13 protein-coding genes are annotated in these 13121 nt (G+C 67.3%); 8 read left to right on the top strand and 5 right to left on the bottom strand.

The window, feature by feature from the left end; all coding sequences use genetic code 11:
- Window positions 1-18: 18 nt before the first annotated feature.
- Entirely contained in the window at window positions 19-633 is a 615-nt protein-coding gene (locus GJV80_RS02440; protein WP_154686550.1) for an EcsC family protein, read from the bottom strand.
- Between the two features lie 20 nt (window positions 634-653).
- On the bottom strand, window positions 654-1298 hold the full coding sequence (locus GJV80_RS02435) for a TetR/AcrR family transcriptional regulator (RefSeq protein ID WP_154686549.1): 645 nt from the start codon (window positions 1296-1298) through the stop codon (window positions 654-656).
- A 59-nt stretch (window positions 1299-1357) separates the two neighbouring features.
- Between GJV80_RS02435 and GJV80_RS02430 the strand changes: the two genes are divergently transcribed.
- Complete coding sequence (locus GJV80_RS02430; RefSeq protein ID WP_154686548.1) at window positions 1358-2326, top strand: beta-ketoacyl-ACP synthase 3; 969 nt, start codon at window positions 1358-1360, stop codon at window positions 2324-2326.
- A gap of 18 nt (window positions 2327-2344) precedes the next feature.
- Here GJV80_RS02430 and GJV80_RS02425 read toward each other — a convergent pair whose 3' ends face one another.
- A complete protein-coding gene (locus GJV80_RS02425; protein ID WP_154686547.1) occupies window positions 2345-4123 on the bottom strand; it encodes a gamma-glutamyltransferase family protein in 1779 nt (592 codons plus the stop codon).
- 166 nt (window positions 4124-4289) lie between these two features.
- Here GJV80_RS02425 and GJV80_RS02420 point away from each other — a divergent pair, with 166 nt between their 5' ends.
- From GJV80_RS02420 to GJV80_RS02410, 3 genes are all read left to right on the top strand, one after another.
- A complete protein-coding gene (locus GJV80_RS02420) occupies window positions 4290-5609 on the top strand; it encodes an amidohydrolase family protein (protein ID WP_154686546.1) in 1320 nt (439 codons plus the stop codon).
- Between the two features lie 13 nt (window positions 5610-5622).
- On the top strand, window positions 5623-6297 hold the full coding sequence (locus GJV80_RS02415; protein ID WP_195909124.1) for a GAP family protein: 675 nt from the start codon (window positions 5623-5625) through the stop codon (window positions 6295-6297).
- Between the two features lie 78 nt (window positions 6298-6375).
- Complete coding sequence (locus GJV80_RS02410; protein WP_154686544.1) at window positions 6376-7467, top strand: AI-2E family transporter; 1092 nt, start codon at window positions 6376-6378, stop codon at window positions 7465-7467.
- 25 nt (window positions 7468-7492) lie between these two features.
- Here GJV80_RS02410 and GJV80_RS02405 read toward each other — a convergent pair whose 3' ends face one another.
- Window positions 7493-7990, bottom strand: coding sequence for a DUF3145 domain-containing protein (locus GJV80_RS02405; protein ID WP_154686543.1), 498 nt, complete (start codon window positions 7988-7990; stop codon window positions 7493-7495).
- Window positions 7991-8187: 197 nt separating this feature from the next.
- Here GJV80_RS02405 and GJV80_RS02400 point away from each other — a divergent pair, with 197 nt between their 5' ends.
- On the top strand, window positions 8188-10119 hold the full coding sequence (locus tag GJV80_RS02400; protein WP_154686542.1) for a prolyl oligopeptidase family serine peptidase: 1932 nt from the start codon (window positions 8188-8190) through the stop codon (window positions 10117-10119).
- A gap of 19 nt (window positions 10120-10138) precedes the next feature.
- On the opposite strand, the gene GJV80_RS02395 is transcribed toward GJV80_RS02400, so the two are convergent.
- Window positions 10139-10840 (bottom strand): YggS family pyridoxal phosphate-dependent enzyme, encoded by a 702-nt coding sequence (locus GJV80_RS02395; protein ID WP_154686541.1) that lies wholly within the window; start codon window positions 10838-10840, stop codon window positions 10139-10141.
- 62 nt (window positions 10841-10902) lie between these two features.
- Here GJV80_RS02395 and GJV80_RS02390 point away from each other — a divergent pair, with 62 nt between their 5' ends.
- The 3 genes from GJV80_RS02390 to GJV80_RS02380 are packed head-to-tail and all read left to right on the top strand — an operon-like array spanning window position 10903 to window position 13120.
- On the top strand, window positions 10903-11643 hold the full coding sequence (locus tag GJV80_RS02390) for a DUF4129 domain-containing protein (RefSeq protein WP_154686540.1): 741 nt from the start codon (window positions 10903-10905) through the stop codon (window positions 11641-11643).
- Window positions 11640-12131 (top strand): hypothetical protein, encoded by a 492-nt coding sequence (locus GJV80_RS02385; protein WP_154686539.1) that lies wholly within the window; start codon window positions 11640-11642, stop codon window positions 12129-12131. Before GJV80_RS02390 ends, GJV80_RS02385 begins: the two co-directional genes overlap by 4 nt.
- On the top strand, window positions 12128-13120 hold the full coding sequence (locus tag GJV80_RS02380) for a MoxR family ATPase (protein ID WP_154686538.1): 993 nt from the start codon (window positions 12128-12130) through the stop codon (window positions 13118-13120). Before GJV80_RS02385 ends, GJV80_RS02380 begins: the two co-directional genes overlap by 4 nt.
- Window position 13121: the final 1 nt, after the last annotated feature.

Below are 13121 nucleotides of genomic sequence, written 5' to 3'. Positions count from 1 at the left end.
GGGCGATCCTGACCATGGTCAGGAACCACCACGGATCGGCGGGAACGACTTCTTCGCCTGGTCGGCGATGCGGCGCATCATCCACATGTCAACACCGCCGCCGATCACTCCGCCGGCCACCGGCACCGCCCGGCCGAGCTTGGTCAGTGTGCGTTCGCCGAGCGACTTGAGCAGCTGCATGCCGACCCCCTTGTTGATCAACATCAGCGCCTCCGGCGGCAGCCGCTTCAGGGCGATGTTGGTCAACGTGCCGGTCGCCGACACCACACCCGCCTTCCTGAGGATGTCGTCGGCGCGGGAGCCGGTCAGCGTCACCAACACCGCGGTCCTGACGTTCGGATCGCTGGTGTCGTGACCGCGGACCGTCGCTATGGCGCCGACCATCCGGATCGCCTGGAGATAGAACTCGAGCACGTTGACCGGGATCGCCACCGGCATGGTCACGAACCCGCCGAGACCGGTGGCGAAGCCGCCGACCCCACCGCCGAAGACGAACTGCCGGCGGATCCTCCGGATCGCCTCGCCGTCGCTGCGGGAATGGGATCTGACCTTTCGGCCGAGATCCGCTGCGGTGCCGAACGGCCCTCGGCCGTCAAGACCGATCTCCAGCAATCGGCGGACGAACTGACTCACCCGACTGGTACGCACTTGTTTCACACGTCCTGTGTACCCGCTCCAGGGACGTTACGCCCGGCAAGGCAGCCGTCGATCAGCCGCTCGAACCCCGCCCGCGCATGCTGGATCGCCTTCGGATCCAGGTCGAGTTGCATGGCATGGTTCAGCGACAGCATCAACCCGGTGGCTTCGAAGATGACCTGATCGGAATCCACGTCGGCGGCGAACGACCCGTCGGAGATCGCCACCTCGATCTGCTCCCCGAGATAGGTCCGCCAATTGTCGGTGAGCTGCCGGGCGACGTCGTGCAGCGGGCCGCGACGGCTGTCGTAATCGGTTGTCACCTGGGTGAAGAAGCAGCCACCGGGAAAGACACCGCGTTCCAGGTGCGAGATCCAGGCCTCGACGAGTTTGCGCAGTCGCGGCAGCCCGGCGGCGGCGTGGGCCGCGGGCAGGATGACCTCCCGGCGGTAGATGCGTACGGCCTCCGCGACGACGCCGAGCTGCAGATCGAGTTTGCTGCCGAAGTGGCCGATCACCCCCGACTTGCTCATCGACAGTTCTTCGGCGAGCCGACCCAGCGTGATAGCGTCCAAACCCTCGGTGGACGCAATGTCCACACCGGCAGCAACGATCAGATGCCGGGTCTGCAGCGCCTGGGCCGCCGAGCGTCGAGGACTCACGCTCCTAAGATTAGCTCAGCCGCCTTTTTAGAGAACGGTCGTGCGCTAAACTTCGCCCTGTGACCGACGACACGACAGGCCAACGGCGTGGTTCCGAGATCATCGGGGCCGGCTATTACCAGCCCGCCAAGGTGCTGACCAACCATGACCTGGAGGAAATGGTCGACACCAACGACGAGTGGATCCGGCAGCGGACCGGGATTCGCGAGCGGCGGATCGCCTCGGCTGAGGAGACGGTGCCGATGATGGCCACCGCCGCCGCGCGGGACGCCCTGGCCAACGCCCGCATCGACGCGTCCGCGATCGATCTCATCGTCGTCGCCACGGTCACCTCCGAGCAGCGCTCCCCCAACACGGCCGGCCGGGTCGCCCAGGACCTGCAGGCACCCTCTCCGGTCGCCATCGACATCAACGTCGCCTGCTCCGGCTACGTCCACGCCCTGGCGATCGCCGACCAGGCGATCAAGGCGGGCACGGCGACCACCGCCCTGGTCATCGCCTCGGAGAAGCTCAGCGCGGTCACCGACTGGACCGACCGCAGCACCTGCATCCTGGTTGCCGATGCCGCCGCGGCCTTGGTCATCCGGCGCAGCGCCCGACCGGGGATCAGCCCGGTGACCTGGGGGACCGAACCGGATCTGGCCGACGCCGTGGTCATCGAACCACCGACCAACACCTTCAGCCAGGACGGCAAGTCGGTCTTCAAGTGGGCGATCGCCGAGGCCGCGGGTTACGCGGCGAAGTCGGTCACCAACGCCGGCTACCGGATCGACGAGCTCGGCGGTCTGTTCAGCCACCAGGCCAACCTGCGGATCATCGAGCCGCTGGCCCGCCAGCTCGGGATGGCCGACAAGATCGTCGCCACCGACGTGGTCACCTCGGGCAACACCTCGGCGGCCTCGATCCCGCTGGCCTTCGCCAAGATGTGGCAGGCGGGCGAACTGCCGGAGGACACACCGTTCCTGCTCTTCGCCTTCGGCGGTGGCTTCGCCTACGCCGGCCTCGTCGCTCGCACCCCACGTTCCTGACCGATCGGGCGGACCTGACTAGCGTCCGACGGCGTAGCCCTGCATGCCTCGCGGGTTCGCGCCGGCCTTCAGCACGCCCGTGTTCGGGTCGTACGACGCCGCGGTCATCCGCGACAACGACCAGTCACCGGTCACCGTGACCGTGTGACCGCGCCGCTGCAGATCGGCGATCACGTCCGCGCCGAACCGGCCTTCGACCTCGACGACGCCGGGCTCGGGCACCCGCGGCTCGAAGCTGGAGATCATCGACTTGATGTTGAACGTCGGCTGATCGATCGCCGCCTGCAGATTCATCCCGCCCAGGGTGTGCGCCAGCCAGAAGACCATCGCCCACTGATCCTGTTGATCACCACCCGGGGTACCGAAGCCGGTGACGGTGCCGTCCTGGGCAACGGCCATGCCCGGGCTCAGCGTGGTACGCGGACGACGCCCCGGAACCAGTGATGACGGAAGCCCCGGTTCGAGCCAGACCATCTGCAGCCGGGTGCCGAGGCAGAATCCAAGATCAGGAACGGTCGGCGAGGAATGCAGCCAGCCGCCACTCGGGGTTGCCGACACCACGTTGCCCCAGCGGTCCACCACGTCCATGTGGCAGGTGTCGCCCTTGGTGCGACCGTCCCGCTGCACCGTCGGCTCGCCGCTGCTCGCGTCCTCGACCGGCGCGGTCACCACGGAGAGGTCGGGCAACCGTGGATCCAGTCCGTTCAGCCGGCCGGGCCGGAGGTCGAGCGACGCGGTCTCGCTGATCAAGGACCGACGGCTGGCCAGGTAGGCAGGGTCGAGCAGACCGGCGAGATCCTGATGATCGGGCGCATCGCCGAACCAGGCGTCGCGGTCGGCGAAGGCGAGTTTCTGTGCCTCGACGACAAGATGGATCTGGTCGGCACCGAAGCCCTTCCAGTTCTTGTCGGAACCGAACCGCGCATCCAGCAGCGGGTCCATGATCGCCAGCGTCTCCAAGAAGACCGGGCTCTGCGCCCACCCTGCCGCCTTGTAGATGGTGTTGTCGCGCCACGACAGGCTCATCGGCTGCTCGTACGACGGCCGCCAGTTCGCAAGATCGGAGCCGGTGATCACGCCGGTGTGTTCCGTGCCGGAGCTGTCCATCATCGGACGCTTGGCGAAAGCGTCGATCGCCTCGGCGACGAAGCCCTCCGACCACGCCCTGATCGCGCGGTCACAGGCCGCCTCGCGGGTGTCGGCCCGTTGGGATTCCTGGACGAGCCGGGAGTAGGTGCGGGCCAGCACGGGGTTGGTCTGCAACTGTCCGGGCCTCGGCGCCGGCAGCCAGGTCTGCGCAGACGTCGGCCAGTAGGTGCGGAAGTAGTCGGCCATCTTGCTGATCAGGGCCGCTACGCGCTCGACGACCGGGTGACCGGATTCGGCGTAGTGGATCGCGTACTTGAGGATGTCCGCCGGCCACATCGTTCCGTGATCACGCAGCAGGGTCAGCCAGGCGACCGAGGACCCGGGCACCGCCGCCGCCAGCAGACCCGTACCGGGAACGGTGGCCAGGCCGAGATCACGGAAGTGCTCGATCGTTGCGCCGGCCGGTGCGCCGCCCTGACCACAGAGCACCTCGGGTTCATGATCAACGCGTTTCAGGATCAACGGCAGATCGCCGCCGGGGCCGTTCAGATGGGGCTCGACCACCTGAAGTACGAAGCCGGTGGCCACCGCCGCGTCGAACGCGTTGCCGCCGGCCTCGAGAACCGCCATCCCTGATTGACTTGCCAGCCAGTGCGTGCTGGTCACCATGCCGAAGGTTCCGGCGAGTTCCGGTCGGGTTGTGAACACCTCAACAACCGTAGTCGTCGGAGGTCTTGCGCCGGCGGGCGGGGTGCGGTCGAATAGGTCAACGGTCCTGGTCAGCCGGCGGCGGTCACCGCACAACTGATCACCGGCCCAGCAACACCGGCGTGAACTCCTGGCACCGGGAAAGGCCGACTCGAGGAGAATGACCATGGCCGAGCAGTTCGCGTTGACCCATGTCGCCATCGTTACCGGGGATGCTGCCGGAACCGTGCTTGTTGATCACACGATCCTGGTGGGTGCGGCGGGTCGGATCGAGAAGGTCGCACCGGCGGCAGACTGCCCGGTCCCGCCCGGCTATCGGATCATCGACCAGACGCACCGCTTCATCATCCCGGGCCTGATCAACGCCCACGCGCACCTGTTCGCCGACGGCCGGCCGATGCCGGCGATCCTGCTGAACGAATCGGTCGAAGGGATCGTCGCCAAGGTCGGGCACAGCCCGCTGGGCCAGTTGATCTTCAAGCGGCGTACCAGAGCGAATGCGATCACCCAGCTCAACTCCGGTGTGACCACTGTGCGCAGTGTCGGCGACGTCCGGTACGAGGTGGTTGCGGTAGCCGCCGAGATCGACCGCGGAGACTATCTCGGTCCCAGGATCATCGCCTCCGGCCCGTTGCTGGCCGTGACCGGTGGTCACGGAGCACCGCAGATCGCGGTGATCAGCGACTCTCCGTGGGCCGCGCGTGCGAACGTCCGCGCCAACCTGCGCCGGGGTGCGACGGCGATCAAGATCTCAGCCACCGGTGGCGTGACCGATGCTCGGTCGATCGGCGAGGCCGGTCGTCCGCAGATGACCGAGGAGGAGATGACCGCGATCTGCGAGGAGGCACACAACGCCGACGTGCTGGTCGCAGCCCATGCCCAGAGCCAGGAGGGCGTCACCCGTGCGCTGCGGGCGGGTGTGGACACGATCGAACACGGCGTCGGCATGACCGAGGAGATGATCGGACTCTTCAAGGACAATCCGCGATCGCTGCACGGTACGTCCGCACTGATCCCGACCCTGATGGCCTGTCTGCCGTTGGTCAAGCTCGACCCCAGCACAACCGGCATCAACCACATCGTCCGGGCGAACGCGGAGATGATCTACATCGACATGCTCCAGGGAATCCACGATGCGCTGGCCCATGACATCACTCTGGGAATGGGCACCGACTCGGCCCTGACCTATGCCACCCACTACAACACCTGGCGGGAGATGGACTATGCGGTGCGTTTCGGCGGACTGACCCCGGCACAGGCCCTCAACGCGGCAACGGCGACCAACGCGCGGATCCTCGGCATATCCGAGGAGACGGGTTCGATCGAGCCCGGCAGATCCGCCGATCTCGTCGTCCTCGACGCGAATCCCCTGGACGGGTTCCGTACCCTCACCGAGCCGCGGTTGGTGGCGATCAAGGGATCGCTGATCGAACGTCCGACCGTCGACCGGTTCGAGGACGTGGACGCCCAACTCGACTCGTTCTAGCAGGGGTTCGATCGTGTGGACCGCAATCGGCGACACCCTTCCGCTCGCGATCGGCATCACCCTCAGCCCGCTGTCCTTGATCATCGGCCTGGTCCTGTTGCTCAACCCCCGCGGCCTGTGGCGGGCCGCGGCATACGGGTTCTGCTGGTTCCTGTCGATCCTGGTCGTGGCAGGGATCGCGTACAACATCGTCTGGGTCGGTGACGCGGTCGACGTCGAGCACGCCCAAGAGGGCGTTGAAGTGCTGCAACTCGTATTGGCCGGTCTGTGTCTGGGGTGGGCCGGTGTCACCTGGCGAAGGATTCCGCGGGACGGCGAGCCCGCACCGGAGAGCAGGCTGCTCCGCCGGTTGGACGGTGTCGGCGTCCCGGCTGCTGCCGGTCTCGGACTGGCCCAGGGGTTCGTCCGGATGAAGAACATCTTCCTGGCGGTTGCTGCGGGCGCCCGGTTCGGCGACGCCGAGCTGTCCCGCGCCGAGAGTGTGATCGGTCTGGTCATCTTCGCGCTGCTGGCGACCTCGGGCGTGCTGGTGCCGTTGATCTTCAGCCTCACCGGCAGCCCGGCAGCGCCGAGCAGTTTGGGGCGTGCCAGGAAGTGGCTGGAAACCAACATGTCCTCGATCACCATCGTCGTCCTGCTGGTGATCGGCGTCTATCTCCTCGGTCAAGGGCTTGACATCCTCGACTGATCTGGTCGACTACTGCAACACTGATCAAGCGCGACAACCCGGAGTTGACGCGATCCGCCGGACCGGAAGGTGGTTGCCATGCCCGCTGGAGGAGTTCGGAAGCCGCGAATACGTCAGGTCCGGATCCCGCGGGCCACCAACCTGTTCCTGGTCACGGCAGGTGCGGTGATCACGGTGATCGGGATGCGGGAGTTGAGCTGGTTGCTCGCGCCCTTTCTCCTCGCCCTGATGATCGTCATCCTGGTCCATCCGGTGTATCGCCTGCTGCTGCGACTGAGGGTTCCGGCGCTCGTCGCGCTGATCGGTCTACTGCTGGCGATCTATGGGCTGCTGTTCGGACTGATCGCGATCATCGCCATCTCTGCCGCCCAGCTGGCGACCATCCTGCCGAACTACGCGGCCAATGTCGCAGCATCTCTGCGCTTCCTGACCGACCAGTTGGCGGCACTCGGCATCGGTTCGGAACAGATCAGGCAATTGGTGGGCACCGTCGACCTGGGCCGGGTCGCACGATTCCTGACCAGTCACCTGCCGTCGCTGTTCACTGCCGGTGCCAACGTGGTCTTCCTGTACAGCCTGCTGCTGTTCATCGGGTTGGAATCGACCCAGATCGCCCGCCGCGGAGCCAACCTCGCCGATGATCACCCCGCCCTTGGCACCGCGTTGATCGACTTCGTCCGCAACACGCGCAGGTTCCTGGCCGCCACCGGCACGTTCGCGGTGATCGTCGGCGTGCTGGACACGATCTTCCTGATGTTGATCGACGTGCCGTTGGCGCCGTTGTGGGGACTGCTGGCTGCGGCCTGCAACTTCATCCCCTACGTGGGCTTCGTGATCGGGGTCATCCCGCCCGCGCTTCTTGTGCTGCTCGACGGGAACTGGCAGCTGATGATCGTGGTCATTGTCGTCTACATCCTGCTCAACTCGCTCGTCACGACCCTGTTGCCGGCGAAGATCGTCGGCGACCTGGTGGGCATGTCGATGACGATCACGATGATCTCGGTTGTCTTCTGGACGTGGGTCCTCGGGCCCGTCGGATCCGTCCTCGCGGTCCCCCTGAGTCTGATGGCCAAGGCGATCCTGGTGGATGCCGACCCCAGCGCCCGGTGGCTGGCCGGTTTCCTCAACTCCGACGTGCGCAACCGGAAGGAACAGAAGGCCGTCGATTGACCCCCTGCCTCGATCCGGGACCCGGTCAGACGACCTCGTGCAGCCAGCGCACCGGCGTCCCGTCACCGGCATAGCGGAACGGCTCCAGTTCGGCGTCCCACGGAGCACCGAGCAGTTCGTCCAGCGCCTCGACCAGATCCTTGCCGCCGAGCGCCGCGGTCACCATCGCCTTCTTGATCCTGTCCTCCGGAACGACGATGTCGCCGTGCAGGCCGGTGGTGGCGTGGAAGATTCCCAGCTTCGGGGTGTAGGAGTACCGCTCTCCCTCGGTGGCCAGGGTCGGTTCCTCGGTGACCTCGAACCGGATCCGTTGCCAGCCCTTCAGCGAGGTGGCCAGCCTGGCCGCCGTACCGACCGCGCCGGTCCAGGAGTATTCGGTCCGGTACGACGCGCGCTCCGCCGGCTGTGCGATCCAGTCCAGGCGTACGGGCATGCCGAAAACGCCACCGACCGCCCACTCGATGTGTGGACACAGTGCCGACGGCGTGGAGTGGATGTACAAGACACCACGGGTCGTGCTCATGGTCGATCCTCCGGACTTCTCGGGCTGGTACTGACCGGCGGCCTGAGGGCTGCCTTCCCCGACATCCTCAGTCGTCATCAGTCCCGCACCGGTCCGACCGGCGGACGCGACCACGTCCTTGTAGGTGCCATTCTGCACCATGTACCACACCAGCACCACGGCCGGCCGGGCGACACGCGTGCCATAGGGTGCGGGATATGACGCGACCGTACGGCTCCTGGCCGTCCCCGCTCTCCGCCGAATCATTGACCGAGGGCGCACTCGGCCTGAGCGAGGTGCAGTTCGACGGGACGGACCTCTACTGGCTCCAGGCGCGACCGACCGACGGCGGCAGGGTGAGCCTGTGGCGGCGCTCCGGGAACCGCGAGACCGAACTGACTCCGGCCCCGTACAACGTCCGGACGCGTGTGCACGAATACGGCGGCGGCGCATTCGCCGTCGCCGGCGGGACCGCGATCTTCTCCAACTTCACCGACAACCTGCTGTTCCTGGTCTCCGACCGCACCGGATCACCCCGCAGGCTCACCGGGGATTCGGCGCTGCGCTATGCCGCCCTGCGGCTCTACCCGGAGTCCGGACTGATCATCGCCGTGCGCGAGGACCATCGCCGGCCCGACCGGGAGCCGATCAACACCGTGATCGCTCGGCGGATCGCCGACGGCCCGGACGCCGAGGACGTGGTGCTGTGCAGCGGCGCCGACTTCTACGCCTCGCCCGAGCTGTCCGCGGACGGCCGGTTGGCCTGGGTGGAATGGGACCACCCGAACATGCCGTGGGACTCCACCCGGCTGATGATGGCCGAACTCCCCGATGATCTTTCCACCCTGGCCGCGCCGCTGCAGCCGCGGCTGGTTGCCGGCGGATCCGAGGAGTCGGTGGTCGTTCCACGCTGGCTGCCCGACGGGTCGTTGATCTTCGTCTCCGATCGGACCGACTGGTGGAACCTCTACCACTACGACGGCGGTCGGTTGGTTCCGCTGCATCCGCAGGACGCCGAATTCGCGCCGCCGCAGTGGAGCCTCGGAAGCCAGCCGTACGCGCTCATCGACGATGATCATCTTGCCTGCACCTGGAACATCCAGAACCGCTCCCACCTCGGAGTCCTCCGGATCGCGACCGGAGAACTGACCGAGCTGCCGGTCGGGGCGACCTCGCTCGGCGCCGTGGCCGCTGACGGCAACTGGATCTGCACCGTGGCAGGCTATCCGGACCGGCCAGCGGAACTGATCCTGGTCGACCCCACGTCGGCCGGCACGACCGTCGTCCGCCGCAGCCGAGAGTCGATGATGCCGGCCGAGTTGATCTCCGAACCGGTTGAGGTGTCCTGGCACTCCGATGCGGGACCCGTGTACGGCTGGTTCTATCCGCCGCGCAATGGTGATCATTCGGCGCCCGAGGGTGAGTTGCCGCCGATGATCACGCTGAGTCATGGTGGGCCGACCAGCGGCAGCGCACCCCATTTCGATCCGGAGATCCTGTTCTGGACCAGCCGCGGGATTGCCGTCCTTGATGTCAACTACGGCGGCAGCACCGGTTACGGGCGTCGCTATCGCGAGCGCCTTCGGGACAACTGGGGCATCGTCGATGTTGCCGACTGTGCAGCCGGCGCCGAGGCGATGGCCGAACAGGGCCGGGCCGACGGCAACCGGCTGGCGATCCAAGGCGGCAGTGCCGGCGGCTACACCACGTTGCGAGCGCTGACCGCGACCAAGACCTTCACCGCGGGGATCAGCCTGTACGGCATCGGTGACATCACCGCGCTGGCGACCGACACGCACAAGTTCGAGTCGCGCTACCTCGACTCCCTGGTCGGGCCCTACCCGGCGGCCGCCGATGTCTACGCCGATCGGTCACCGATCAACCACGTTGATCAACTGACATCGCCGATCCTGCTGTTGCAGGGTACCGACGACAAGGTGGTGCCGCCGAACCAGGCGGAGGCCTTCGCCGAGGCCGCGCGGGCCAAGGGCCTGCCGGTGGCGTTGATCATGTACCAGTCTGAGGGGCACGGCTTCCGCCGCTCGGAGAACATCATCAACTCGGTGCAGGCGTCGCTGTCCTTCCTCGGCAGGGTTTTCGGGTTCACCCCGGCCGATCGGCTTCCGCGGCTGGAGATCGAGAACCTTTAGCCGACGGCAGCTCTGCGGATCAGCGGATCGGCGGTCGGGCGCCGAAGATCGCCGTGCCGATCCGCACCGTGGTCGCGCCGTGGGCGATGGCGAGCTCGAAATCGCCCGACATGCCCATCGACAGCTCGTGGTAGCTACCGATGACGCGCGGGTCGTCCTGGAGCCGCCGGCGAAGCTCCGTCATCCGGACGAAGCAGGCCTCGACGACGCCGCGATCGGGTGAGTTGGCCGCGATGGTCATCAGTCCCCGGGGACGGAGCCGGTCCAGCTCACCCAGCGCGGCAGCAAGATCAACCACCTCTTCGGGCGGCAGACCGAACTTGCTCGGCTCGCCGGAGGAGTTGACCTCGATGAACACGTCCAGCGTGCGGTCGGCCTGCTCCAGCCGGGACTGCAGGGCCTCGGCCAGCCGCCGGCTGTCCAGAGCATGGAACTCCGCGGCGAACGCGGCCACCTCGCGCGCCTTGTTGCGCTGCAGATGACCGATCATCGCCCATTGCAGATCCGGTCGATCGGCCAGCTCGGCGGCTTTGGACGCCGCCTCCTGCACCTTGTTCTCCCCGAAGATCCGCATCCCCGCCCGGTATGCCTCGATGATCTTGTCCGTGCCGACCGTCTTGGACACCGGCAGCAGCCGTACACCGGAGGGATCCCGGTCTGCGCGGTCGCACGCCGCATCGATCGCGGCGCGGACCCGAGCCAGATTCTCCGCGACCGACATGGCTCTCACCTTAACCTCCAGCCGCTGAAACGATTGACAGCCGGCTCGGGTAGCGTGCCGCCATGGCAGCGCCCGCAGACCGACCGCCGACCTTGGCGCGGGTCGGGATGGCGATCGGGGTCGGCGTCGTGCTGGTTCTCGGGTTGGTCGTCGCGGCCATCCGACCGAACTGGCAGGTTGACCCGATCGTGATCAACCTGCCTTCGGCACGACCCCGGCAGCCACCTCAACTGCCGCACGTCTCGCAGTCCGGCACGCCGTCCATGCGACCGTTGCCGCCGCCCGGGCAGCCACCGGACCTGTCCTGGATCAAATGGGTGCTGCTGGCACTCGTGATCGCCGCCCTGGTCGTCCTGCTCGGGGTGATCGCCATGCGGCTGCTGGCTGTCCGACAGATGTACGCCGCCCGCCCCGACGACGAGATCGAGGTCACCGACGACGTCCTGCCCGACCTGCCCACCCTGCAACAGGGCGCGGTGACCGCCGAGCAACGGCTGCTGGCGATCGGTAACCCGACCGACGCGATCATCGCCGCCTGGCTGGCTCTTGAGGAAGCGGCCGACGCCTCCGGCGTGCATCGACGGCCGGCACAGACCCCTACCGAGTTCACCGCCGATGTGCTGGGCCGGACAGGTGTTCCGACCGAACCGGTCAGAACCCTCCTCGGGCTCTATCTGCGGGCCCGGTTCGCCGCCACCCCGTCCTCGGCGGATGATCTTGCCACCGCCCGCCGCTGCGTCCGGGACCTGGCCGACAGTTGGCAGAGCTTCGCCCGGACCGAACCGACACAGGACCGGTCGTGAGACGGGAACGCAGACGCGGCGACATCGCCGCGCTCGTGCTGGCCGCGGTCGCAGTTCCGGCCGTAACCTGGGTGGTGCTGGGCATGCCGCCGCAGCAGGCTCTGCTGCTCGGTGCCGTCGGCGTCGTCGTCGCCGCCCTGGTCCGCTTCCCACCCGACGGGTTCGACAGCGGATTCCCCGATCCGCCGGCACCGGTCAGGGACCGTGGCGCACGGCGGGAGGCGTTCCGACTCTCCTGGAACGTCACCGGTCGCAACGATCTGGTCGGCAGTACGTTGGTCACCCGGCTGCAACTGATCGCCGAGCAACGGTTGTCGCTGCACGGCCTGGACCTCCGCGACCCGGTCGACCGCGACCGGGTGATCGCGCTGATCGGCGACGCCCCCTACCGACTGTTGTCCAGGCCACCGGGAGCAGAAGCCAGGACCCGGGCCTTCCACCAGGCCCTGTCGTCCGTGGAACGACTTGCTGACAAGGAGATTCGATGACCGACACCGAGCTATCACCGACCACGAACGCGCTGCCGGTGGCAGAGATCTCCCGGCTCTGCACGACGGTGCTCGACGAGGTCGGAACGGTGGTTGTCGGGATGCAGGAGGCGCTGAAGACCGCGCTGGCCGCGATCCTGGCCGGTGGTCACGTCCTCTTCGAGGACGTACCAGGTCTCGGCAAGACCCTGGCGGCTCGCAGCCTCTCCTCCGCGCTCGGTCTGGAGTTCCGCCGACTGCAGTGCACCCCGGACCTGTTGCCGGCCGACATCACCGGCTCCTACGTCTTCGATCCGGCCAAGGCCGCCTTCGAGTTCCGGCCCGGCCCCATCTTCACCGGCCTGTTCCTTGCCGACGAGATCAACCGCACCACTCCCAAGACCCAGTCGGCGCTGCTGGAGGCGATGGCCGAGGGCCAGGTGACCGTCGAAGGGCACAGCTTCCGGCTGCGGCCGCCGTTCCACGTGATGGCGACGTCGAACCCGATCGAGTACGAGGGCACCTATCCGCTGCCGGAGGCCCAGCTCGACCGCTTCATGGTCCGGTTGGCCGTCGGCTATCCGGAGAAGGCGGCAGAACGCGACGTCCTGGAACGCCGACTGGGCCGCCAACACGAGGAGGCGTCGGTGGCGGCGGTGATGGACGCCGACACAGTGATCGCCATGCAGCACGGCGTCGAACAGGTCAAGGTCGATCCCGACATCGTCGCCTACTGTGTTGATCTTGCTTCGGCGACCCGTGATCATCCGGCGGTCGAGGTGGGTGCCTCGCCACGCGGTTCCCTGGCGCTGATGCTGGTGTCCCGGGCCCGGGCGGTGATCGACGGACGGGACTACGTGACCCCGGAGGACGTCAAGGGTGTCGCGCCAAGTGTGCTGGCACACCGGATCACTCTCACCCCGCAGAGCTGGGCCTCCGGACTGCCGGCGACCGAAGTGATCAAGAACCTGCTCAGCCAGGTGGCCGGCCCCACTGTGACCCGGGTCTGAC

It is taken from the genome of Microlunatus sp. Gsoil 973 (genome assembly GCF_009707365.1).
In the GTDB taxonomy this organism is placed as follows: Bacteria; Actinomycetota; Actinomycetes; order Propionibacteriales; family Propionibacteriaceae; genus Microlunatus.
This window is presented reverse-complemented; position numbering and strand designations above follow the sequence as displayed.

Coding starts and splice junctions, on each gene's coding strand:
- GJV80_RS02420 (WP_154686546.1), top strand. CDS start 4,290: ATGGCCGAGCAGTTCGCGTTGACCCATGTCGCCATCGTTACCGGGGAT.
- GJV80_RS02410 (WP_154686544.1), top strand. CDS start 6,376: ATGCCCGCTGGAGGAGTTCGGAAGCCGCGAATACGTCAGGTCCGGATC.
- GJV80_RS02405 (WP_154686543.1), bottom strand. CDS start 7,990: ATGAGCACGACCCGTGGTGTCTTGTACATCCACTCCACGCCGTCGGCA.
- GJV80_RS02400 (WP_154686542.1), top strand. CDS start 8,188: ATGACGCGACCGTACGGCTCCTGGCCGTCCCCGCTCTCCGCCGAATCA.
- GJV80_RS02395 (WP_154686541.1), bottom strand. CDS start 10,840: ATGTCGGTCGCGGAGAATCTGGCTCGGGTCCGCGCCGCGATCGATGCG.
- GJV80_RS02390 (WP_154686540.1), top strand. CDS start 10,903: ATGGCAGCGCCCGCAGACCGACCGCCGACCTTGGCGCGGGTCGGGATG.
- GJV80_RS02380 (WP_154686538.1), top strand. CDS start 12,128: ATGACCGACACCGAGCTATCACCGACCACGAACGCGCTGCCGGTGGCA.